General features: G+C 69.8%; 25 protein-coding genes. 10 read left to right on the top strand and 15 right to left on the bottom strand.

Annotated features, from left to right (window positions below):
* The first annotated feature begins 8 nt into the window (after positions 1 to 8).
* Positions 9 to 911, top strand: a complete 903-nt coding sequence (locus ACO6VK_RS07680; RefSeq protein ID WP_422506299.1) for a cation diffusion facilitator family transporter — start codon at positions 9 to 11, stop codon at positions 909 to 911.
* A gap of 16 nt (positions 912 to 927) precedes the next feature.
* On the opposite strand, the gene ACO6VK_RS07685 is transcribed toward ACO6VK_RS07680, so the two are convergent.
* The gene (locus ACO6VK_RS07685; RefSeq protein WP_422506300.1) at positions 928 to 1,311 is read right to left on the bottom strand and encodes a hypothetical protein; all 384 of its coding nucleotides are present in this window, start codon (positions 1,309 to 1,311) and stop codon (positions 928 to 930) included.
* Between the two features lie 134 nt (positions 1,312 to 1,445).
* Here ACO6VK_RS07685 and ACO6VK_RS07690 point away from each other — a divergent pair, with 134 nt between their 5' ends.
* Together ACO6VK_RS07690 and map are read left to right on the top strand one after the other, a co-directional pair.
* On the top strand, positions 1,446 to 1,658 hold the full coding sequence (locus tag ACO6VK_RS07690) for a ParD-like family protein (RefSeq protein ID WP_017357149.1): 213 nt from the start codon (positions 1,446 to 1,448) through the stop codon (positions 1,656 to 1,658).
* A complete protein-coding gene (gene map / locus ACO6VK_RS07695; protein ID WP_422506301.1) occupies positions 1,655 to 2,422 on the top strand; it encodes a type I methionyl aminopeptidase in 768 nt (255 codons plus the stop codon). The genes ACO6VK_RS07690 and map overlap by 4 nt, the downstream gene beginning before the upstream one ends.
* Positions 2,423 to 2,433: 11 nt before the next feature.
* Here map and ACO6VK_RS07700 read toward each other — a convergent pair whose 3' ends face one another.
* Positions 2,434 to 3,216, bottom strand: a complete 783-nt coding sequence (locus tag ACO6VK_RS07700; RefSeq protein ID WP_422506302.1) for a LytR/AlgR family response regulator transcription factor — start codon at positions 3,214 to 3,216, stop codon at positions 2,434 to 2,436.
* A complete protein-coding gene (locus ACO6VK_RS07705) occupies positions 3,213 to 4,337 on the bottom strand; it encodes a sensor histidine kinase (RefSeq protein ID WP_422506303.1) in 1,125 nt (374 codons plus the stop codon). Before ACO6VK_RS07705 ends, ACO6VK_RS07700 begins: the two co-directional genes overlap by 4 nt.
* A gap of 185 nt (positions 4,338 to 4,522) precedes the next feature.
* Here ACO6VK_RS07705 and ACO6VK_RS07710 point away from each other — a divergent pair, with 185 nt between their 5' ends.
* Positions 4,523 to 4,861, top strand: coding sequence for a hypothetical protein (locus ACO6VK_RS07710; protein ID WP_422506304.1), 339 nt, complete (start codon positions 4,523 to 4,525; stop codon positions 4,859 to 4,861).
* Between the two features lie 6 nt (positions 4,862 to 4,867).
* On the opposite strand, the gene ACO6VK_RS07715 is transcribed toward ACO6VK_RS07710, so the two are convergent.
* Together ACO6VK_RS07715 and ACO6VK_RS07720 are read right to left on the bottom strand one after the other, a co-directional pair.
* On the bottom strand, positions 4,868 to 5,239 hold the full coding sequence (locus tag ACO6VK_RS07715) for a hypothetical protein (protein ID WP_422506305.1): 372 nt from the start codon (positions 5,237 to 5,239) through the stop codon (positions 4,868 to 4,870).
* Between the two features lie 36 nt (positions 5,240 to 5,275).
* Positions 5,276 to 6,220 carry a LysR substrate-binding domain-containing protein gene (locus ACO6VK_RS07720; protein ID WP_422506347.1) on the bottom strand — a complete coding sequence of 315 codons (945 nt, stop codon included), beginning with the start codon at positions 6,218 to 6,220 and terminating at the stop codon, positions 5,276 to 5,278.
* A 113-nt stretch (positions 6,221 to 6,333) separates the two neighbouring features.
* Here ACO6VK_RS07720 and ACO6VK_RS07725 point away from each other — a divergent pair, with 113 nt between their 5' ends.
* Entirely contained in the window at positions 6,334 to 6,729 is a 396-nt protein-coding gene (locus tag ACO6VK_RS07725) for a RidA family protein (RefSeq protein ID WP_422506306.1), read from the top strand.
* 15 nt (positions 6,730 to 6,744) lie between these two features.
* On the opposite strand, the gene ACO6VK_RS07730 is transcribed toward ACO6VK_RS07725, so the two are convergent.
* A complete protein-coding gene (locus tag ACO6VK_RS07730) occupies positions 6,745 to 7,209 on the bottom strand; it encodes an Lrp/AsnC family transcriptional regulator (RefSeq protein ID WP_422506307.1) in 465 nt (154 codons plus the stop codon).
* 130 nt (positions 7,210 to 7,339) lie between these two features.
* Here ACO6VK_RS07730 and ACO6VK_RS07735 point away from each other — a divergent pair, with 130 nt between their 5' ends.
* From ACO6VK_RS07735 to ACO6VK_RS07745, 3 genes are all read left to right on the top strand, one after another.
* Positions 7,340 to 8,065, top strand: coding sequence for an AzlC family ABC transporter permease (locus ACO6VK_RS07735; RefSeq protein ID WP_422506308.1), 726 nt, complete (start codon positions 7,340 to 7,342; stop codon positions 8,063 to 8,065).
* A gap of 8 nt (positions 8,066 to 8,073) precedes the next feature.
* Positions 8,074 to 8,361: an AzlD family protein gene (locus ACO6VK_RS07740; RefSeq protein WP_422506309.1), complete on the top strand. Its 288-nt coding sequence runs from the start codon at positions 8,074 to 8,076 to the stop codon at positions 8,359 to 8,361.
* Between the two features lie 90 nt (positions 8,362 to 8,451).
* The gene (locus tag ACO6VK_RS07745; protein ID WP_422506310.1) at positions 8,452 to 10,629 is read left to right on the top strand and encodes a hypothetical protein; all 2,178 of its coding nucleotides are present in this window, start codon (positions 8,452 to 8,454) and stop codon (positions 10,627 to 10,629) included.
* 24 nt (positions 10,630 to 10,653) lie between these two features.
* On the opposite strand, the gene ACO6VK_RS07750 is transcribed toward ACO6VK_RS07745, so the two are convergent.
* Positions 10,654 to 10,833, bottom strand: coding sequence for a hypothetical protein (locus ACO6VK_RS07750; RefSeq protein ID WP_422506311.1), 180 nt, complete (start codon positions 10,831 to 10,833; stop codon positions 10,654 to 10,656).
* A gap of 99 nt (positions 10,834 to 10,932) precedes the next feature.
* On the opposite strand from ACO6VK_RS07750, the gene ACO6VK_RS07755 reads away from it, so the two are divergent.
* Positions 10,933 to 11,835 (top strand): LysR substrate-binding domain-containing protein, encoded by a 903-nt coding sequence (locus tag ACO6VK_RS07755; protein ID WP_422506312.1) that lies wholly within the window; start codon positions 10,933 to 10,935, stop codon positions 11,833 to 11,835.
* Between the two features lie 24 nt (positions 11,836 to 11,859).
* Here ACO6VK_RS07755 and ACO6VK_RS07760 read toward each other — a convergent pair whose 3' ends face one another.
* From ACO6VK_RS07760 to ACO6VK_RS07770, 3 genes are read right to left on the bottom strand one after another with little or no spacing between them, the layout of a single operon-like run.
* The gene (locus ACO6VK_RS07760) at positions 11,860 to 12,096 is read right to left on the bottom strand and encodes a hypothetical protein (protein ID WP_422506313.1); all 237 of its coding nucleotides are present in this window, start codon (positions 12,094 to 12,096) and stop codon (positions 11,860 to 11,862) included.
* Positions 12,093 to 12,797, bottom strand: coding sequence for a glutamine amidotransferase (locus tag ACO6VK_RS07765; protein WP_422506314.1), 705 nt, complete (start codon positions 12,795 to 12,797; stop codon positions 12,093 to 12,095). Before ACO6VK_RS07765 ends, ACO6VK_RS07760 begins: the two co-directional genes overlap by 4 nt.
* Positions 12,794 to 13,576 (bottom strand): YggS family pyridoxal phosphate-dependent enzyme, encoded by a 783-nt coding sequence (locus ACO6VK_RS07770; protein ID WP_422506315.1) that lies wholly within the window; start codon positions 13,574 to 13,576, stop codon positions 12,794 to 12,796. The genes ACO6VK_RS07765 and ACO6VK_RS07770 overlap by 4 nt, the downstream gene beginning before the upstream one ends.
* Positions 13,577 to 13,634: 58 nt before the next feature.
* Here ACO6VK_RS07770 and ptsJ point away from each other — a divergent pair, with 58 nt between their 5' ends.
* Positions 13,635 to 14,957, top strand: a complete 1,323-nt coding sequence (gene ptsJ / locus ACO6VK_RS07775; protein WP_422506316.1) for a transcriptional regulator PtsJ — start codon at positions 13,635 to 13,637, stop codon at positions 14,955 to 14,957.
* Here ptsJ and ACO6VK_RS07780 read toward each other — a convergent pair.
* The 5 genes from ACO6VK_RS07780 to ACO6VK_RS07800 form a co-directional block, all read right to left on the bottom strand.
* Positions 14,924 to 15,430 (bottom strand): hypothetical protein, encoded by a 507-nt coding sequence (locus ACO6VK_RS07780; protein ID WP_422506317.1) that lies wholly within the window; start codon positions 15,428 to 15,430, stop codon positions 14,924 to 14,926. The genes ptsJ and ACO6VK_RS07780 overlap by 34 nt on opposite strands.
* 141 nt (positions 15,431 to 15,571) lie before the next feature.
* Positions 15,572 to 18,673: an error-prone DNA polymerase gene (locus ACO6VK_RS07785; RefSeq protein WP_422506318.1), complete on the bottom strand. Its 3,102-nt coding sequence runs from the start codon at positions 18,671 to 18,673 to the stop codon at positions 15,572 to 15,574.
* On the bottom strand, positions 18,670 to 20,088 hold the full coding sequence (locus ACO6VK_RS07790; protein WP_422506319.1) for a Y-family DNA polymerase: 1,419 nt from the start codon (positions 20,086 to 20,088) through the stop codon (positions 18,670 to 18,672). The genes ACO6VK_RS07785 and ACO6VK_RS07790 overlap by 4 nt, the downstream gene beginning before the upstream one ends.
* 9 nt (positions 20,089 to 20,097) lie before the next feature.
* On the bottom strand, positions 20,098 to 20,706 hold the full coding sequence (gene imuA, locus ACO6VK_RS07795) for a translesion DNA synthesis-associated protein ImuA (RefSeq protein WP_422506320.1): 609 nt from the start codon (positions 20,704 to 20,706) through the stop codon (positions 20,098 to 20,100).
* Between the two features lie 126 nt (positions 20,707 to 20,832).
* Positions 20,833 to 22,011, bottom strand: a complete 1,179-nt coding sequence (locus ACO6VK_RS07800) for an MFS transporter (protein WP_422506321.1) — start codon at positions 22,009 to 22,011, stop codon at positions 20,833 to 20,835.
* Between the last annotated feature and the right edge of the window lie 17 nt (positions 22,012 to 22,028).

The raw sequence follows: 22,028 nt of genomic DNA on the forward strand, positions 1-22,028 counted from the left end.
GGCAAGCGATGGATACAGCACGCGAGCAGCGGGTCCTCAAACTCTCCATCGGGGTGACGATGGCGGTCAGCGCCGTCGGTTTCGGCGGTGGCCTGCTGGTGGGATCGCAGGCCATCCTGTTCGACGGCGTCTACAGCCTGGTGGATGTGGCGCTGACCCTGGTGGCGCTGTCGGTGCTGCGGCTGGTGGCGCGGGAGGAAAGCCCGCGCTTCCAGTACGGCTACTGGCACCTGGAGCCGATGGTGGAAGCCCTGGGCGGGGCGATCCTGTCGCTGGCGTGCATCTACGCGCTGGCCAATGCGGTGATCGGCGTGACCACCGGCGGCCATGAAGTGAAAGCAGGGCCTGCCCTGGTGTGGGCGGCCGTGCTGTGTGTGAGCAACCTGGGCATGGCCGCATTCGTGCGTACGCGCGCGATGCGTCTGCAGTCGGCGCTGTTGTGGCTGGACGTGCGCGCCTGGCTGCTCAGCGGGCTGATGAGCCTGGCGGTGGTGGTGGCCTTCGCGCTGGCGCTGCTGCTGCGTGGTGGCGATCACGCGCATTGGATTCCCTACCTGGACCCGCTGGTGCTGGCCGCGATCAGCCTGGCGGTGCTGCCGGTGCCGCTGCGCAGTGCCTGGAAGGCGATGCGCGAGGTGCTGCAGGTGGCGCCGGACACGCTGGATGCGCGCGTGCAGGCGGTGATGAAGGCGTTCGTGGCCGAACACGGCTATCTGGATTTCACCAGCCACGTCGCCAAGATGGGGCGCATGCGGTTTGTCGAGATCCACATCCTGACCCACCCGGACACCGTGATCGGCACCATCGGCAGCGTGGATGCGCTGCGCGATGAGATCGCGCAGCGGTTGGACGCGCGCGGCAGCGAGTTCTGGCTGACCATCGATTTCACCGCCGACCCGGCGTGGACCTGAGCGGCTGCAGCGACCGCTACAGCCAGACGGAACGGCGCACGCTGACGTGGCTGATGCGGCCTTGGACGGTGTGGTAGGTCACGTCCAGCCCGCGTGTGAGCAGGGGCGATTCCTCGACGGGCACCCTGCACACCAGGCGATCTGGCAACGGTGGCTGGCAGCGGTAGTAGAGGAAGTCCGTTGACGTCGGATCGGCCGAGCGGCCGCGCATGGTGCGGTTGAGGCCAGCCTCTATCGTTTCCGCAGGCACCGCAACGCCGGGCAGGTCCAGTCCTGCGCTGTGGGTGAGCGTGTCGATCGGCGTCACGCAACTGCAGGCCGATGGCGAATAGCCGACCAGCGCCACGCCCGCCACCAGCGCCGCCACGGCGGCCGAGGACACCAGCAATATCGTGCGCATTGCGTTCCTCCGTGCGGGGGCCTTCGCCGGCATCCTCGCACGACCGGCCGCCACGGCGACAGCGCCGGCGGCGCGCTTGCATGGAATATACACAACATATATGGTGTATATATTGACCGTATTGGAGCACCCGCATGGGCATCGTCAACATCGATGACGCGCTGCACGACAACCTGCGCCGCGCCAGCGGCGTGTCCGGCCGCTCGATCAACGCCCAGGCCGGCTTCTGGATCCGCATCGGCATGCTGTGCGAGATGAACCCCGGCCTGAGCTACCAGGAGATCGTCAGCCGCGAGCTGCGCGCCGCCGGGGTCGACCCGGGTCTGTTGCCGGCGGTGCCGGCATGATCAAGACGCCGGACGAACAGCAGCGCATGCGCGAGGCCGGCCGGCTGCTGGCGTCGGTGTTCGAGGCGTTGGACCGGTTGCCGCTGGAAGGCATGAGCACGCTGCAGGTCAACGACTGGGTCGAGCGCTTCATCGTGGACGAACTGCAGGCGCGCCCGGCCAGCAAAGGCCAGTACGGGTTCGCGTACGTGCTCAACAGCTCGATCGACAGCGTGGTCTGTCATGGCGTGCCGTCGCCGACGGAGGTGCTGCGTGCCGGCAGCATCGTCAACCTGGACATCACCCTGGAAAAGGGCGGTTACATCGCCGATTCCAGCAAGACCTACCTGATCGGCGAGGTGGACTACGCGGCGCGTCGACTGGTGCGGGTGACCCGCGAGGCGATGTGGAAAGGCATCGGCGTGGTACGGCCAGGCGCGACACTGGGCGATATCGGCTTTGCCATCCAGCAGCACGCCAAGGCGCATGGCTACAGCGTGGTGCGCGAGTTCTGCGGCCACGGCATCGGGCGCGAGATGCATGAAGAACCGCAGGTGCTGCACTACGGCCGGCGGGGCGATGGCCTGGTGCTGGAGGAAGGCATGACCTTCACCATCGAACCGATGATCAACCAGGGCCGGGCGGGCATCGACATCAGCGAGGACGGCTGGACGGTGACCACGCGCGACGGCCGGTTGTCGGCGCAGGCCGAACACACCGTGCTGGTGACCGCCGACGGAGTGGAGGTGTTGACGTTGCGGACCGATGAACGGGGGGCGCACTGACGGCAGGGCCGTCAACCGTCGCTGCGGGTGGACACCAGTTTGAGGAAGGCCTCGTTCTGGTAGCGGCTCATGCGCAGCTGCTGGCCGGTGTCCAGCGTGACCACGTGATGGCCGTTGAACCAGGGGTGGATCGCCTTGACCCGGCGCACGTTGACGATGGCCGAACGGTGCACGCGCGCGAAGTGGCGGGGGTCCAGCCGCGCCGCCAGCGCGGTCATGGTCTCGCGCAGTTCATGCATGCGGTCGGCCAGGTGGATCTCCACGGTGTTGCGTGACGCCTTGATCCAGACGATATCGTCCACCGCGATCAACACCACGTGCTCGTCCACGCGTACCGGAATGCGCTGCAGGTAGTCGTCGCGTTGGCGCAGCGCATCCAGCGCCTGCAGGATCTGCGTCGAGGCGGGGGCGCCCGCAGTGGCCATCGCCGCGGCGAGCCGCGCCTTGGCCCGCTGCAACGTGGCCGCGAAGCGTTCGCGGCTGAACGGTTTGACCAGGTAGTCCACCGCATTGGCCTCGAATGCCTTGACCGCGTACTGCTCGTAGGCGGTGACGAAGACGGTGGCCGGCATCCGCCCGGCCCCGATGGTGGCCACGACATCCATGCCGTTGATCGCCGGCATCTGGATGTCCAGAAACACCAGATCCGGCGAGTGGCTGCGGATCGCCGCCACCGCCGACACCCCGTCACCGCACTCGCCGACGATCTCGATCTCCGGATCGTCGCGCAGCAGGCGCACGATGGCGTGGCGCGCGATCGGCTCATCGTCCACCACCAGCGTGGTCACGGTCATGCGGGCGACACGCCGGGATCGAACTCGGGCGCGTCATCGGCGCCGTCCAGTTCGCGGAACGGGACGCGGATGCGGCAGACCACCCCTTCGGGCCAGATCATGTCCAGCCGCACGTCCGCTGCGTCGCCGTACAGCTCACGCAGGCGCAGGCGGGTGTTGGACATGCCGATGCCGTGGCCGGCCGAGGCGGTGGGCTCGGCAGACAGCGTGCTGTTGCGGTTGCGCACCTCGATGCACAGCGCATCGCCGTCGCGCCGCGTTTCGATGTCGATGGTGTCGCTGCCCACGCGCTGGCCGATGCCGTGGCGCAGCGCGTTCTCCACCAGCGGCTGCAGGATCAGGCTGGGCACCGCGCAGTCCAGTGTGTCGGGGGCGATGTAGGTGCGGGTGGTCAGGCGGTCCTTGAAGCGGATGCGCTGGATGCCCAGGTACAGCTCGATCAGGTCGAGCTCCTGGCGCAGGCGGATCTCCTGCCCGTCGTAGTCTTCCAGAAACGCACGCAGCAGATCGCTCAGGCGCAGCAGCATGTCCTCGGCCGACACGGTGTCTTCGTCGAGCAGGGTGATGATGGCGTGCAGCGTGTTGAACAGGAAGTGCGGCTGCAGCTGTGATTTCAATGCCAGCAGGCGCGACTGCGCCAGCTCGGTGGCCAGCTGGCTGGCTTCCAGTTCCCGCCGGGCCTTCTCGGCATGGAAATGCAGGGCCTGCTGGATGGCGAACAGCGTCCAGTAGGTCAGCAGCCCGATGGCGAAGTGCTGTTCCAGGAAGTATCCCAGCTGTTCGACAAACCCGCTGGGCTCGAACAGGGTGGAGACCAGCGCGCCGACGACCATCGCGGCGAACGTCATGCAGACGCTGGCGACCACCTGCGCGCCAAGCCCGTGGAAGCGCTGGGCGCCGCGGACCGGGAAGCGTTCGGCGAGACGGAAGACGGCAGGGGCCAGGGCGGCCCAGGTGTACCACTGGATCAGCGACCAGCGGGTCAGGTCCCACAGCGGCCAGTCGGTGCCGGGCATGCCGCTGTTGACCGAGTTCTGCACGGCGAACACCACCGCCACCAGCGTCCACAGGGCGATGTAGCGTGACAGGCGGATCTGGGTAGTGCCGAGGCGGACGTTCATGCGGGGATTCCGGGCCACGCGTGTATGGCGAGCGCCATCTTAGGCAGGCACCGCGCGTGCGGGAAGCGCCATGACGGCCCATTACGATTGGTCCGCGCGGGGCGACGATTGGTCCCGGATCGATTGGCGGCGGTGCTGTCACGGCGCCTGATGCAAGTCTCCTTCACCGCTCCGGAGACACCGCCATGTACCTGATCCGTCCCGTTCTGATGATCGCGCTGACGCTTGTTCCGCTCGCCGTTCCGATGCGGGCCGCCGCCGACGCGACCCCCTACCTCGGCCTGCTCAACCGCGCCCACGACAGCATCACCGCCATCGAGGTGGCCCCTGCCGGTACGGCGGCATTCGCGCCCGTAGTGATCGCCCCGCTGCCCGGCGGCGGCGGCAGCACCACCGTGACGCTGGCCGGGCAGGGCTGCCGGTTCGATCTGCGGTTGGGATTCCGCAATGGCCGCCGCGCGGTCTACCACGGCGTGGACGTGTGCCGGGGCGATACCCTGGTCATCGCCCCGCTGCCGCGTTGAGCGGGCTCAGGGGTCGCCGGCCGCAGCGCGGGCCTGGATGACCTTGTCGATGGTGAAGCCGGGCAGCATCGCGCGCAGTTCCTCGATCATCGCCTGGCGCGAGGCCTCGGCGCCGTCAACCGGCAGGCCTGCTTCCAGCGCGCGCCGGTAGGTATCCAGACCGGCCGCCTGCAGTGCGGCGTCGCAGTGCGAGGCCGCCGCCAACGCGATCTCGGTGGCGCTGGCGGTGCTGCGGTGGTGCTGCTGCGCGTAGCCGAAGTGGCAACCCAGCAGCGCTGCCAGGGGCAGGTCCTGCGCGGGTGCGGCCTGCTGTGCCTGTGCCAGGACCGGTACGGTGCCCAACAGGGCGAGCAGGGCGATGCGGAGGCGGGGATGCATGGGGATTCCTGTCGAGGTGGGTCGTGGCGGGCGCGGTCAGGACGCACCCGGGCGATCGACCGGCGCCCAGTGTCCCATCCGTGCGGCGACCCATTCAATGAAGGCGCGCAGTTTGGCGCTCACGTGCCGGTTCGGCGGGAAGGCCACATGCATCGGCATCGGGTCGATCCGCCACTCGGGAAACAGGCGCACCAGGTCGCCCGTGGCCACATGCGGGGCGGCCATGTAGTCGGGCAGCCACAGCGCACCCAGCGCGGCCACGCCGGCGGCGAGGTAGGCATTGCCATCGTCGACCGACAGCAGATGGCGACCGCGCACGCTGACCTGTTCCTCGCCACGGTGCAGTGCGTACGGCCGCACGCTGCCGCTGCGCGAGCGCAGGTAGCCAACGATGCGGTGGGGTTCGTCCTGCAGGTCCAGCGGATGGGTGGGCACGCCGGCGCGGTGCAGATAGGCCGGTGCGGCGAAGATGCCGGCATGCAGGTCGCCGATGTGGCGCGCGACCAGCGATGGATCGGCGATGCCGCCACCGCGGATCACGCAGTCCACGTTCTCGTCGATCAGGTCCACGTCGCGGTCGCTGACGCCGAGGTCGAGCTGGATGTCCGGATAGCGCGCGTGGAAGTCGGGCAGGGCAGGCACCAGCAGCAGGCGTGCGAACGGCGCGGGGACATCGACACGGAGTCGGCCGCGCGGCACCGCCGCAGCGCTGGACAGGCTGGTCTCGGCATCGTCGAGGTCGGCCAGCAGCCGTCGCACACGCTGGTAGTAGGCCGCGCCGTCGGCGGTGACGTTGACGCGCCGGGTGGTGCGGTTGAGCAGACGCACACGCAGCCGCGCTTCCAGTTGCTGGACCAGCTGGGTCGCCGTGGTCCGGCTCATGTGCAGGGTCTGGGCGGCCTTGGTGAAGCTGCCGGTCTCCACCACGCGGGCGAAGGCGAGCATTGCGTCGAACCGGTCCATCTGCACTCCCGTCACGATTGTTTGGAATCCACAAACAGTGATGGTCAGTTTTGCCGGTTTATCAAGGGGCGGCGGCCGCCTAACGTGGGGCCATTCCCCCCGAACGGCCCGCCGCGGCCCTGGAGCAGACGATGGCAACACGCGATGTGGTTTTCCCGCCGGGCCGGCAGGCCCTGTACGAACGCAACCGCTACTCGCCGGCGGTGCGCGCCGACGGCTTCCTGTTTGTTTCCGGGCAGGTCGGCAGCCGTGAGGACGGGTCGCCGGAACCGACGGTGGAGGCCCAGGTGCACCGCGCGTTCGCCAACCTCAACGCCGTCCTGGCTGCGGCGGGCTGCAGTTTTGACGATGTGGTGGATGTCACTGTGTTCCTGGTCGATCCGGAGCGGATCTTCGAGCGCGTCTGGGCGATCGTGCCGACCTACTGGGGCCAGGCGCCGTACCCGGCCCTGACCGGCATCGGGGTGACGTGGCTGTACGGCTTCGATGTGGAAATCAAGGTCATCGCGCGGTTGCCGAAGGACTGATGCCGCGCGCCGGCGTTACATCGGCAGGCGCCAGGACTGCTTGATCTTCTGCATCGGGATCTCGGTCTTGACGCTCTGCACGCCCTTGATCCGGTTCAGATGGTCGACCTGGAACTGGCGGTAGGCGTCGAGGTCGGCGACCGCGATGCGCAGCAGGAAGTCGCAGTCGCCGGCCATCAGGTAACACTCCAGCACCTGCGGGAACTGCCGCACCGCGTCGACGAAGCGGTTGGTGGTGTCTTCGTCCTGGCCCGTCAGCCAGACCCGCGCGAACACGGTGAACCCCATGCCCACCTTGGCCGCGTCGAGCAGGGCCACGTACCCGCTGATGATGCCGGCCTCCTCGAGCAGGCGCACCCGGCGCAGGCACGGAGAGGGCGACAGACCCACCTGCTTGGCCAGCTCCACGTTCTGGATGCGCCCGTCCTGCTGCAGGGCGGCGAGGATCCGGCGGTCGATGGCGTCCAGTACCAGTGGCATGGAGATGGCCTGAAGTGAATGAATATTGGCAGATGATGCCATCAGGGCGTGAAGAAGGGGCATGAACGCAACCAAATGCCGAAGGGGATGGACGAAAATAGCGTCACTCCCACATTGTCGTTTCCGGCTCATGGACGCTTCTTCCGATACCCCCTTACTGCTGTCCACCACCGCACCGCCCCGTCGTGAGCTGTGGCGGGGGATGGTCGATGCGCTGCCGGTGATGGCCGGCTTCGTGCCGTTCGCGCTGGTGCTGGGCGCGCAGGCCACCCAGAAGGGCATGCCCGCGCTGGCGGTCTCGCTGATGACCGGGCTGAACTTCGGCGGCGGCTCGGAGTTCGCCGCCGTGGCCTTGTGGACCTCGCCGCCGCACCTGCTGCTGATCGTGGCGATGACCCTGCTGGTCAACAGCCGCCACCTGCTGATGGGCGCGATCCTGGCGCCGTTCCTGCAGCGCCTGCCGAAGCGCCGCGTGCTGCCGGCGCTGTTCTTCATGTGCGACGAAAGCTGGGCGATGGGCCTGGCCGATGCGCGCCGCAGCGGTGTGTTCAGCCTGCGCTACTACATGGGCGTATCGCTGGCGCTGTACCTGACCTGGATTGTCTCCACGGCGGTGGGCGCGCTGGTGGGGCCGCTGATCGGTGATATCGAGGCATGGGGTCTGCACATGGCGTTCCCCGCGGTGTTCCTGGTGTTGTTGCGCGGCATGTGGAAAGGCCTGGGGGCGGCACGGCCGTGGCTGGTCAGTCTGGTGGTGGCCGCCGGCACCCACCTGCTGGTGCCGGGTGCGTGGTACGTGGCGGCAGGTGCGGTCTCCGGCCTGATCGCCGCCTGGTTCTGGGCGAAGCAGTCATGATCGATGCGATGACCGTACTGACCATCGTCGGCATGGCGCTGGCCACCTACCTGACCCGTGTGCTGGGCTTTCTCGCGCTGCGCAACCGCACGCTCGGCGCACGCGCGGTGACGGTGATGGAGGCGGCGCCGGGGTGCGTGCTGATCTCGGTGATCGCGCCGCATTTCGTTGCCGAACGTCCTGCCGACCTGGTCGCGCTGGCGGTGACGCTGCTGGCGGCCACGCGGTTGTCGATGCTGCCCACGGTGGTCATCGGCGTGGTAACAGCCGGTGTGCTGCGCCATCTGATCGGCTGACGCGACGGCGCAGCGCGGCGGGCCTTCACGTGCCGCCGCACGCCGGGTGCCGATAGTAGGGGCTGTTCATGCTACTGGTTGCCGTTGCCCATGCCATTGATTCCCGAGCGCGTCCGGCGCTGGCCCCGGCCGTGGCGCGTGGCGCTGTTGTCGCTGCTGGTGGTGTATGCCCTGTACCTGGTGGCCGGCAACGTCTTCCTCAACACGCCCCTGTTCGATGCGGTCACCAACCGCAAGCCGGAAAAGTTCGCCATGCAGACCGGCGCGGCGCTGACCCTGGTGCCGGGCCATGCCATCGTCTGGAACGTGCGCATGCGTGGCCAGGCCAACCGCACCGTGTACATCTTCCGTGCCGACCGGGCCAGCGCATGGATCGCGCTGCCGGCGCTGTTGCGCCGCGAAGTACGTATTCCGCGGATCGACGCCCGCGGCGTGGAATCGGAAGTGGAGCGCGTGGATCAGCCGATTCCGCCGCCACCCCGCAGCGATCGCGGCTGGACCCTGCGGTTTGATGCGATCCACAGCGACAGCATCCGCAGCGGGCGCTTCGGCAAGCTGCTGGTCACCGGCCAGGGCAGTGGCACGGTCGGGTTCCTCAAGCAGCTGCGCGGCGGTCCGTCGGAGCTGTTCGATTCCACGGCCGCGTTCGACCAGGCGGTGGTGACCTTCGATGGCGTCAAGGTGCTGGACGACGCGCACCTGGAGGCACGTTTCCGCTACCCGCGCCATTACCGCGACGAGGCGCCCGGGCTGCGCAAGTTCGACATCACCTGGGCGCAGCTCAGGATCGATGCGCGCAGCCAGGGGCTGCGCCTGGATACGGCCGGCGCGCACATCAAGGTGGGCAGCGTGCCCTCCAATGCCCGGCTCAACGCCGACGTGACGATGGACCGCGGCGTACTCCAGCCGGGCAGTCGCGTGGTCTGGCGGGTGCCGGTGCATGCCGGCGTGCATGCCACCGATCGCGGTCTGCTGTCGCTGCAGCTGGATGTGGCCCAGGACATGCGCGTGCAGGCGCGGTTGCCGCGCGACCCGGACACCGGCAGCGAACTGCACGCCGATCTGCGCGTGACCGGGCGGCGCATTCCATTCCAGGCGCCGGCGGACCTGCTGCCGCGGCTGTCCGGGCAGGTAAGTGGCGCCTGGCAGTTCCAGTCCCTGAACTGGATCGCGGACCTGTTCGTGCGCAAGCCGTGGTTCCATCTGGACGGAGGAGGGTTGTTGGAAGGCGACCTGAAGATTGCCGAGGGTCAGCTCGCGCCGGGCAGTACGCTGGATATTCCGCAGGTGGCTGCGGTGGCCGAGGTGGCCGGTGTCCGCCTGCAGGGCGACGCCAACGCGCACGGCCGGATCGTGGCCGGTGCTCCCGCGCAGGCGCAACTGGACGTGGCCATTCCCCGGTTCCGCGCGGCACCGACGGCCACGCCGAAGGCGCTGCTGTTCGACGGCCGCGACATGGCGCTGACCCTGCGTGGTGATGCGCGGCTGCAGCAACTGCGCGACGGCATGCGCGCGCACCTGCGCTTCAACGATGCGCGGGTACCGGACCTGACCGCGTACAACCGCTACCTGGGCGGTGACAACGTGCGTCTGCTCGGTGGCACCGGCCTGCTCAGCGGCGATGTCGAGCTGGATTCGGCCGGACGGGTGGGCACCGGTCGCGCCGACCTGCGCGGCCGGGGTGCACAGCTGCAGGTGGCCGGCATGGCGATGCGCGGTGACGCGCAGTTGAAGGCGCGGGTGCAGCGGGCCGACTTCGACGCCCGGCAGTTCGACCTGGGCGGTACCACGGTGGATCTGCGCAACATCCGCGTCGGCGACGCCACCGCGCCGGCCAACTGGTGGGGCACCGTGGCGCTGCGCCAGGGCCACATCGATGCGGCCGCACCGTTCGAGGTGACCGCGCAGGCCGACCTGCGCCTGCGTGATGCAGGCCCGCTGCTGGGCGTGTTCGCCGAACGCAGTGCCTACCCGCGCTGGGTGCTGGGCCTGCTGGATTCGGGCGAGGTCCAGGCCAGCGGCCAACTGCGCTGGCGCAGTGGCGAGCTGTGGGTGGATGACCTGCAGGCCGAGAACGAACGGTTGTCGCTGCGCGCCCGGCTGGACCTTGCCCGTGCGCAGCGGCGCGGCAACCTGTACCTGCGGTGGGGCGTGCTGGGGGCGGGGATCGAGCTGGACGGCCAGCAGCGCAGGTGGCACCTGGCCGGCGCGCGCGAGTGGTACGAGCAGCAGCCGCGCGTGCTGCCGGCGGTCGGACCATCGCCGTAGCGCAGAGCTGGCGGGGCGCCGGGGTCAGGCGCTGCGGCAGGGCAGGGTGGAACCCGGCGTGGTCGGCCGCACGTCCTGTGGCGGTGTGTCCTGCGCACGCGGGTTGGTCACCCCGTCGCCCTCGGCCCCGGCGGCCAACTGGCGGGCCAGGTCGACGTTGGTGATATGGCCCTGCAGAAACAACAGCGCACCAAAGATGTTCATGTCCGGTCCTCCACTTGAGTGGAGTTGACGATAGGTGCAGGATGAGAGCCGAAAAAGCGACTTTTCCGCAACGTTGTCTTGAATTGGATTCAAGTCCACATGTCCCGCATCCCCCTCCAGGCGCTGCAGAATTTCGTCATCGCCGCGCGGCTGGGCAACCTCACCCGGGCGGCGGAAACGCTGAACCTGACCGTCAGCGCGCTCAGTCACCAGATGCGCCAGCTCGAGCAGCGGCTTGGTTATCCGGTGCTGCTGCGCCAGCCCCGCGGCGTGGCCGTCACCGCCGAGGGCCTGCGGCTGCTTGACCAGATCGGGTCGCACCTGGATGCGATCGGCCAGGCGGTGCAGCCGTTTGCCGCGCGCCACGACCGGGTGCTGACCGTCAGCGCGCTGCCGTCGATGACGTCCAACTGGCTGGTACCGCGGCTGGGTTCGTTCGTGGCCGCGCACCCGCAGATCGAGCTGAGTCTGGAATCCAGCGAGCGCCTCATCGACTTCGAGCGCCAACTGCAGATCGATGCCGCGCTGCGGGTCGGCGCGGGGCAGTGGCAGGGTCTGGTGGCCGAGCCGTTGTTCGACGAGTGGCTGGTGCCGATGGCGAGCCCGTCGCTGGTCGACCGCATGGGCGGGGTGACGGGCAGGCCGTTGTCGCACTGGCCGTTGCTCGGCGACCCGGACGGCGAGTGGCAGCGCTGGTTTGCCCTGGCCGGCGATGCGCCGCCGGGCCGCTACGTGGCCATGCTCAATGATTCCGAGGCGCACCATCGCGCCGCGCTGGAGGGCGTCGGGGTGGCGCTGGGGCGGGTGACGCGGGCGCGCCTGCTGCTTGATTCCGGGCAGTTGATCGCGCTGTCGCCGCACCGGCTGCGGACGCGCTGGTCGCACTGGCTGGTGTATCCGCCGCGCTCGGCATCGCACCAGGGCTTCCTGACGTTCCGTGCCTGGCTGCACGCGCAGGCCGTGGAGCACGCTGGCCACATGCAGGCGATGGCCAGCGCCTGAGTGCCCCGCAACCGGCGGGGGAACTCAGGGCGCCGTCATGTCGCGATATACGGCCGCGCTGCTCAGGACCTTCAGCCCGTCCGGGCCACTGTGCAGCACCCGTTGCTCGCCCACGGCCTGTTGCCACTGCAGCTGGAAGCCATCCTGCGCGGGCAGGCGGCCGGCCAGTGCCACCAGGTGGTCGCGGGCACCGGGGCCGTCGCTGTCGAACTGGCCCCAGCGCACGCCGTTGCAATGGATGATCAGCCGGTAGCCACTCATGCGCACGTCTCCAGCCATGTGGTGAACAGGTCGCGTGCGGCAGCGGCGAGCGGTGCGCCGTAACGGGCCGCCTGTTCGCGCAGCACGCGCGGATCGATGCCGGCGGCGTGCAGCTCGTGGGCATGGCCGATCAGCCAGGCCTCGATGCGGCGTGCATCCACCTCCGGATGGCATTGCAGGCCAAGCACGTGCGTGCCGACGGCGAACGCCTGCTGCGCGCAGGCCGCCGTGGCGGCCAGACGCTGCGCGCCGGGCGGCAGCGTGAACGCTTCGCCATGCCAGTGCAGCACCGGAATGCCGGCCAACGCACGCAGCGGCGAGGCCATGCCGGCATCGGTAAGCGAGAGCGGGGCGAAGCCGATTTCCTTGGCGCCCATCGGCGCGACCTGCCCACCGAGTGCGCGCGCGATCAGCTGCGCTCCCAGACAGATGCCGAGGGTCGGCCGCTGCTGCTGCAGGCGGCGCTGCAGCTGCGCCAGCTGCAGGCGCAGGAACGGGTAGGTATCGGTGTCATTGGCACTGATGGGCCCGCCAAGCACGATCAGCAGGTCGGCGGTTTCAGCGGCGTCGAGTGGATCGATGCCGGCCTGCAGGGTCTGCAGCTGCCACCCCCGTTCGGCCAGTACCGTGCCGAGTGTGCCGCAGTCTTCGAAGGCGACGTGCTGGATGGCGACGGCGCGGCGGTGGGGCGCGGCACTCATCGGCCAGGCTCCGTCGCAGGCGTGGGCCAATAAACGCTGTCCGGCGTGCTGCGCGCGCCGAAGATGGCCTGGCCGACGCGGACCACGGTGGCGCCTTCCTCGATGGCGATCTCGACATCGCCGGACATGCCCATCGACAGGGCATCCAGGCTGACCCCGGCCGGGAGCTGCGGCGACAACCGGTCGCGCAGCTCGCGCAGGCGCACGAAACAGGGCCGTACCTGGGCGGGGTCGGGGGAGAACACCGCCAGGGTCATCAAGCCGCGCACGCGCAGGTTCGGAAAGGCGGGCAGCTGCTGCACGAAGTCGGCGACCGCGATCGGGTCCAGCCCGTACTTGCTGGCTTCGCCGGAGGTGTTGACCTGCACGAACACGTCCAGGGTGCGCTGTTCCACCGCCAGGCGCTGATCCAGCGCCTGGGCTACGCGCAGGCTGTCCAGTGCCTGGAACTCGCTGGCGAACCGCGCCACGTCGCGCGCCTTGTTGGTCTGCAGATGGCCGATCACCGACCAGCGCAGCCCGGCCAGGTCGGCCATCGCGGCGGCTTTGCGCTGGGCTTCCTGCACCTTGTTCTCACCCAGCTCATGGCAGCCGGCCTGCCAGGCCAGCCGCAGGCGGGCTTCATCGACGGTCTTGCTGACCGGCAGCAGCCGGACGCCCGCCGGGTCGCGACCGGCGCGCGCGCAGGCGCGGGCGATGCGTTGACGGACCACGTCCAGGTTGTGGGCGATCTCCTCAACGGTGGTGGCCTGGGGCCAGTCGGGTGGGGCGAGGGGCATGGGGGACTCCAGTGTGCGAAACTGTCACGGGACAAACGTTATATTGACATAGGACAAAATGAAAATCACCGGCCAGACTGCCGCTGCGGTCTTCGAGAGCATCCGCCAGCAGATCCTCAGCGGCGGGCTGCCGCCGGGCTGCAGCCTGCCGCCGGTGCGCGAGCTGGCGACGCAGCTGGAGATCAACCGCAATACGGTGGCGGCCGCTTACAAGCGGCTGGATGCCGCAGGACTGGCCGTTACCCAGGGGCGCCGTGGCACCGTGGTGGCTGCCCGTCCGGTGGCGGCGGCACAGGAGGGAAGTGCCGCCGGGACGACGCTGTTCGACCTGTCCAGCGGCAATCCCGATCCGCAGTGGCTGCCGGATCTGCGCGCGCTGCTGCCCGCGCGTGCGCCGCGGTTGTACGGTACGCCGACGCTCGATCCCACCCTGGCCCAGCTCGCGCGGGCGCAGCTGGACCCGGATTGCCCGGCCGGCTATGCGCTGGAGCTCAGCCACGGCGCGGTGGACGCCATCGAGCGCGTGCTGGCCGGCTGGCTGCTGCCCGGCGACCGCGTGGCGGTGGAGAATCCGTGCTTTCTCGGCAGCCTCAATACGCTGCGGGCGGCCGGGCACGCCACGGTTGCGGTGTCCATCGATGAGGAAGGCATGCAGCCGGCGTCGCTGGCCGATGCGCTGGCGGCAGGCGCCCGCGCGGTGCTGCTGACCCCGCGCGCGCACAATCCCACCGGTGCCTGCATCAGCGCGCGCCGCGCCCGCGCGTTGCGCCAGGTGCTGGAGCGGTATCCGCAGGTGCTGGTGCTGATCGACGATCATTTCGCCGGATTGTCGCAGCAGCCGTATCACTCGGTGCTGCCACCGGGCACGCAGCGCTGGGCGCTGGTGCGCTCGCTGTCCAAATCACTGGGGCCGGACCTGCGCCTGGCGCTGCTGGGGTGCGATGCCGATACCGCGGCCCGGTTGCGCCTGCGGCTGGCGCCGGGGACCGGTTGGGTGAGCCATCTGCTGCAGGATGCGGCGGCGGCGGCGCTGGGCTCGGCCCGGGTACTGGCCCGCGTGGCCAAGGCCGGGCGCGATTACGCGCAGCGGTGTCAGAGGGTGCAGGCCGCGCTGCACGAGCGCGGCATCGCGACACCGGCGGTGATGGATGGCCTGAATCTGTGGCTGCCATTGGCACAGGACAGCCAGCCGCTGGTACTGGCGATGGCCCAGCGTGGGTGGCAGTTGCGCGCCGGCGAGGTGTTTGCGGTGCAGCCGGGTGTGCATGGCGTGCGTATCACCACGGCCAGCCTGGGCGCCGCCGATGCGCGGCGTCTGGCGGTGGACCTGCAGCAGGTGCTGCAGGCTCAGGGCGCGCTGGGGGCGTTCGGCCGCACGTAGTGCGATTGGCCGTTGTCGCCCACAAAGATCAGTTCGGGTCTGCCCTGCCACGAGGTCAGCATCGCGCCGGTGCTGTTCTGGTGTTTGATCACCAGCGTGGCGCCACGGTCGGGATTGGCGGTGACCTTGAACACTTCCGTGGTGCCGGTGGCATCGTCCAGGGTCAGGATGGCTTCGTCGCCGACATCGGCCGTGCCATAGCCGCCGCGCTCGGAACCGTCCGCGCCGATCAGGATCAGACCGGACAGCGGCGAGGCGCGTGGCCCTTGCGAGACGCCTTTGCTGAGCGGATCGGGCACCGGTGCGCCAAGGATCACGCGGGCCTGGCCGGTGCCATCTTCGATGATCAGCCCGCGCGCGGTGATGACACGGTCGTTCGCCTGGCTCCTGTGCAGCGCGTACGCCGTCCAGCTGGACACGACCAGCGCGAGACTGGCAACCACCAGGGTGGTAAAGGTGAGCGCGCGCGACATGGCTTCTCCGGGTCCTTGGAAAGCGCCGACGATACCGAAAGCTTCGCGCGCCGACCAGTCGGAAAATGCCGCATCGAGACGATGGACGTCACGTTATGAGCGAATGTATCGCGATGTATCGCAGCATGCCGCGTGGAGGCGTCAGTGGAAGTCGCGACTGTGCGTGCGCACACCGTCGATCAGACCACCGATGTCGTGCATCTGCCGCACGATCAGGTGCTGCACGCCGTCCACGCGTTCGAGCCGGCCATCGATCTGCATCAGCCGCGCTTCCACCAGCACGCGGTGCTGGCGGTCGGCGATGCGCCGCCAGACCACGGCATTGACCATGCCGCATTCGTCTTCGAGGGTCAGGAAGGTGACGCCGCTGGCGGTCTGCGGGCGCTGCCGCATGCGCACCAGCCCGGCGAAGCGCACGTTGCGCCCGTGCGGCAGCGCGGCCAGCTCATCCGAACGCAGGCAGCGCTGCTGCTGCAGCTGCGGGCGGACGAACGACACCATGTGCCGGCCCAGCGTGGTGCCGGTGCTGTTGTAGTCGGCCTGCATGTCGTCGAACGCGGTGGGAGCGGGCAGTGCCACCTCGGCTTCGTCGGTGGCGCGCGCCTGCGCGAACAGCGGCAGCGGCGTTTCAACACCGGAGACATCCCAGCGCGCACGATGGCGGTGGCCGCTGAGTCCCTTCAGCGCACCGGCATCGGCCAGCAGGCCCTGGTGGCGCCGATCGAGGCGGGCGCGTTGGCTGAGGTCGGCGACGCTCTCGAACGGCCCGCGTTGACGTGCCTGCACCAGTGCGGTGGCGACCGCTTCGCTGAAGCCGTCGATCATGCGCAGGCCCAGGCGGATGCCGAACCCGGCACCGGCCACGGCCGCCGGCACCAGCGTGCAGTCCCATGCGCTGTGGCAGGCATCCACGGGCAGTACCGGCACGCCGTGGCGGCGCGCGTCCTGCAGGATCTGGTCGGGCGTATAGAACCCCAGCGGCTGGCTGTTGACCAGGCTGGCGGCGAACGCGGCCGGGTGGTGGCACTTGAGCCAGCAGCTGACATAGGTGATCAGCGCGAAACTGGCCGCATGGCTTTCCGGGAAGCCGTAGCTGCCGAAGCCCTTGATCTGCTCGAACAGGCGCTCGCCGTAGTCGCGGCTGTAGCCTTTGCCGATCATGCCGGCGAGCAGTTTGTCCCGATGCGGTTCCAGCCCACCGTGGCGCTTCCAGGCCGCCATCGAGCGGCGCAGCGCATCGGCCTCACCGGCACTGAAACCGGCCGCGGCAACGGCCAGCTGCATCACCTGCTCCTGGAACAGCGGCACGCCCAGGGTGCGTTTGAACACTTTCTGCAGGGCCGGCGGGTAATCGATCTCTTCGACACCGCTCTCCTTGAGCTGCTTCCGCCGGTTCAGATACGGATGCACCATGTCGCCCTGGATCGGACCGGGGCGCACGATCGCCACTTCGATCACCAGATCGTAGAAACAGCGCGGCTGCATCCGGGGCAGCATCGCCATCTGCGCGCGCGACTCGATCTGGAACACGCCCAGGGTGTCGGCGCGGCAGATCATGTCGTAGGTGGGGACGTCGTCGGCCGGGATGGTGGCCATGCTCATCGGCGGTTCGCCATGCGCCTGCAGCATTGCCAGGCATTTGCGCACGGCGGTGAGCATGCCCAGCGCCAGGCAGTCCACCTTCATCAGCCCGGTGGCATCCAGATCATCCTTGTCCCACTGGATCACGGTGCGCTCGGGCATGGCCGCGTTCTCCACCGGTACCAGGGTGGACAGCGGATGTTCGGAGATCACAAAGCCGCCCGGATGCTGGGACAGATGACGCGGGAAATCGACCAGCTCGGCGGTCAGCGCCACCACCCGCCGCATCAGCGGCGTGTCCGGGTCGAAACCGCGTTCGCGCAGCGCGTCGGGCAGCGGTTCGTGGCTGCTCCAGCGGTCCAGGCAGGCGGCCAGCTCGTTGACCTGGTCCGGTGGCAGGCCGAGCGCGCGGGCCACATCGCGCACCGCGCTGCGCCCGCGGTAGCTGATTGCCACGGCGGTCAGCGCGGCGCGTTCGCGGCCGTAGCGGTTGAACACGTACTGCAGCACTTCCTCGCGCCGCTCGTGTTCGAAATCGATGTCGATGTCCGGTGGTTCGTCGCGCTCGGCGGAGATGAACCGCTCGAACAGCAGTTCCATGTGGCTGGGGTCGATCTCGGTGACGCCCAGCACGTAGCACACCGAGGAGTTGGCGGCGGACCCGCGGCCCTGGCACAGGATCTCCTGGCTGCGCGCGAAGCGCACGATGTCGTGCACGGTGAGAAAGTAGGACTCGTACTGCTTGGTCGCGATCAGGGCCAGTTCGTGTTCGATCTGGGCCCGTTGGGCCGGTGTGGTGCGTTCGCCCCAGCGCCACTGCATGCCGTCCTCGACCAGCGCGCGCAGCCAGCTGGCCGGGTCGTGCCCGGCCGGCACCAGTTCGCGCGGGTAGGTGTAGCGCAGCTGGGACAGGTCGAAGTGGCAGCGGGCGGCGATGCGCAGGGTTTCTTCCAGCAGCGCGGTGGGGTACAGCAGGGCCAGCGCCTGGCGGGAGCGCAGGTGGCGTTCGCCATTGGGGAACAGGCGCCAGCCGGCGTCGGCGAGCGTGCAGTGGTGGCGGATGGCGGTGAGGGTGTCCTGCAGCGCGCGGCGGCGGCGCACATGCATGTGCGCATCGCCGCTGGCCACCAGCGGAATCCGGTGGGCCTGGCCGAACTGCTGCAGCGCGCGCAGGCGCGCTTCATCGTCGGCCTCGCGGTGCAGCTCCACCGCCAGCCACAGCCGCTGCGGGAAGCACGTCTGCAGCCAGTCGGCATCGGCCGGGTCGGGGCTGCGGTCGACCCATAGGCACAACAGGGTGGCATCCAGCGCCTGGATGTCGTCGCGCAGGCAGCGATAGGTGCCCTTGGTCGCGCGCCGGCGGCAGGTGGTGATCAACTGGCACAGCGCGGCGTAGCTGGCCAGATCGGTGCACAGCAGCACCAGCCGCGGGCCATCCTCCAGCTGGAACTCGGCGCCGGTGATCAGCGCCACGCCGTGGCGGCGCGCGGCCTGCCAGGCACGCACGATGCCGGCCAACGAACATTCGTCGGTGATCGCCAGCGCCTGGTAGCCCAGATCCCTGGCCCGCGCGAACAGCTCCTCGGCGGTGGAGGCGCCGCGCTGGAAACTGAAGGCCGACAGACAGTGCAGCTCGGCATAGTCGGGCAGCGGCATGTTCATGCGAACCAGCCGTGCAGCATGAACGGGCCGGCGCTGGCGTCGGGCGCGGTGTAGGCCCAGCCGCGTTGGCCCTGCGCGGTTTCCACCACGTAATAGTCGCGGCGCACATCGTCCGCGTCCCACCAGCCCGATTCGATCCGCTCCGGCCCGGAGAGGACGCGCAGATGGGGATCATGCAGCGGCTGGGGCTGCGGCAGCAGCCAGCCCGGGCGCAGCGGCAGCGCGGCCGGCGGCGTTGCCTTGACGGTGGTCCCGGCATCGCCGCTGGCCCGTTCCGGCCGGTGGTCGGCGCGCAGCCCAAGGCCCTGCACGGCGTCGTCGCCCAGACGTGCACGCAGGCGTTCGCGCACCTGCTCCCACGGCATGGCCTGCTGCGGGCGCGGGTCGAACAGGTCGCGGGCGGCCGGCACGAACGGCGGCAGCCGCTCGGCCTGCAGGCGCAGGCCGCGGCTGCCGGCGGGCAACGCCAGGTGATCCACGCGGTTGCGCGCCAGCTCGAACAGCATCGCCGCATCGCGTTCCGGCGCCAGCAGGCCGATCGACAGGCGGGTGTCGGGATGGCCGTCGTGCTCGAACCACAGGTCGAACTGCTGCACGCCGCCATCGCGGGAACACAGGAAGGCCGCCAGATCGGCGGTCAGGCGACGCAGCGGGAACAGCAGTGCCTGCGTGGAGTCGATCTCGTACTCGAACTCGATCCGCGCATCGAACCGGTCCGGGGGCTGGAAGTAGCGCAGCAGCGGCGACTGCAGGCCGCGCAGCGCATCCAGATGGGCCAGCACCTGCGGCGCGAAACGCCGCGCCAGGCTGTCACGCGGCACCGCGAAGGCGGCCCCGAGCGTACGCAGGCCCGAGCGCGCCAATACCGTGACGGCATCGGCAGGCAGGCCGCTGCGTTCGATCGGCACCGGGTCCAGGGCAGCCAGCAGCTGGCTGTCGTCCACACCCAGGCGCGGGTGCAGGTGGGTAAGCACGCAGGCGGCGTAGGGATTGGGCGCGGCCACCAGGCGATGGCGGAAACCGAGCTCCTGCAGGCCCTCGCGCAGGCGCTGCTCGATGGCCGGCCAATCGCCGAACAAGGCACGGCTGGCGCCGATCTCCAGGGCCAGCGCATGCGGAAAATCCAGGCTGACCTGCGAGCTGATGCCATACAACCAGCTGGCCAGCAGCTGGCGGGTGGCCTGTTCGGCGCGCGGATCGTATTCGACGCAGACCAGCTCGCCGGTCAGTACCTGTGCGGCCGACAGCAGCATGCCGCGGCGCAGCCCGAGCTGCCGCGCGCGCGGGCTGACCGCATGCAGCATGCGCCGCTGTGCCGGCCCGCTGACCAGCACCAGCGCGAGCGAAGGATCGGGCTGCTGGCGCAACGCCGTATCCAACGCCAACTGCGGCAGCAACAGGCAGGCCCAATGCATGGCGGCGGCTCAATGCGCCAGCGACAGCGGCAGCGGGTGTGCTGGGGGCCGACCGCCACGGCACTTGAGGACCTGCACCTGGCCATCGTCGACCTGCAGGCGCAGCGCGGCCGGAGACGGATTGCGGGCCTGGCGCGCATCGCGGAAGGCGAAGCCCAGGCATTGGCCGGTTTCGGCAGCCACCTGCAGCCGGCGCAGGGCGCGGTCATCGCCCTGCGGCCAGCACAGCACCGCCGCACAGGCGGCCGAGCGCAGGCATTGTTCGGCGGCCCACAGCGCCTCACGCGGGGTGGCCCGGACGATATGCACCTGGCCCAGCGCCAGCCCGGCGCCGGCCCAGGCCGGGGCATGCGGTTGCCACGGCGGGGCCACCAGCACCACCGCCTGCTGCTGGCTCAGCCGCGCAAGAGTCGGCCAGACCAGCCCCAGCTCGCCCTGGCCCGGGCTGGAGAGCAGGATTTCAGACAGGGCCGACGGCGGCCAGCCGCCGCCGGGCAGGCGGGCGTCCAGCGCCGGATGGCCGGTGGGGTGGGGCGCCTCGACCGGCGCCGTGCGTGGCTGCCCGCGCCAGACCTGGCGGCTGGCCAGCAGGTCTTCCAGGGCCCGTGCGGCGCCCATCAGCGGGCCTCCCGGGAGGGCTGGAGCAGGCGCGGGCGGGCACGGAGCAGGGGCATGGCGGCGAGTATCGGCAAGGGCGGTATCACGGGCTGATACCGACAATCCTACCGCCAATGAGTCAAATTGCTAATGAATTTCCCCGGCCCGTGTCGTCCGCGCCCACAGCACCAGCGCCAGCGCCGATACCACGGCACCGGCACCGCAGACCGCGCTCCAGCCGTGCGCGGCATACAGCGCACTGCCGGCCAGGGCGCCCAGGCCGCTGCCGGCCGCGTAGAACAGCATGTAGGCCGCGATCGCCTGGGCCTGGGCCTGTGGGGCCGCCGCCAGGATCAGGCTCTGGTTGGTCACATGCAGCGCCTGCACCGCCAGGTCCAGCAGCAGCACGCCAAGCACCAGCCAGCCCAGGTGCACGGGCAGCGCGGCCAGCGGTGCCCAGCTGACCAGCAACAGCAGCAACGCCGCGCCCGAGACGCGCCTGGCATGGCCCTGGTCGCTCCAGTGGCCGCTGCGTGCCGCCGCCAGCGCGCCGACCAGGCCGACCAGCGCGAAGGCGCCGATGGCGGTGTGGCCCAGCGCATGCGGCGGTGCGCTCAATGGCAGCGCCAGGGTGCTCCAGAACAGTCCGAACGCGGTGAACATCAGCAGTCCCAGCATGCCGCGCCGGCGCAGGACCGGCTGCGTGCGCAGCAGCGCGGGCAGCGACAGCCGTGGCGATGCGGCGGGCACGGCCAGCCGCGGCAGGCGCAGCCACAACAGCACGCCGGCGATCACCATCACCCCGGCCGACAGCCCATACACCGCGCGCCAGCCGCCGATGTCGGCGACCGCGCCGGCCACCACGCGCGCCAGCAGCAGCCCGATCACCACGCCGGCCTGCGCCGCGCCCACCACGCGGCCGCGTTCATGCGGCGAGGCGGCCGCCGCGGCGTAGGCGATCAGGCCCTGGGTCATGGCCGTACCGAGCAGGCCCACCGCAAGCATGCCCAGCAGCAGCGTCGTCGCGCTGCCGGCCAGCGCCACACCGAGCAGGGCCACAACCAGCGCACCGTTCTGGGCGGCCAGCAGCCGGTGACGGCGGAGGCGGTCGCCCAGCGGCACCAGCCACAGCAGCGCGGCCACCGAGCCGAGCTGGGTGGCCGCGATCACCGCGCCGATCCGGGCGGTGCCGATGCCCAGGTCGGCGGCGAGCGCGTCCAGCAGCGGCTGGGCGTAATAGACATTGGCGACGCTCAGGCCAGCGGCGCAGGCGAACAGCAGGATCAGCGGCGAGGCGGTACGGGAACAGGGAGCAGCGGTGGACATCTCGTGGTCTCAAAATA

The sequence above is a fragment of the Stenotrophomonas sp. GZD-301 genome (assembly GCF_049310345.1).
Lineage (GTDB): Bacteria > Pseudomonadota > Gammaproteobacteria > Xanthomonadales > Xanthomonadaceae > Stenotrophomonas.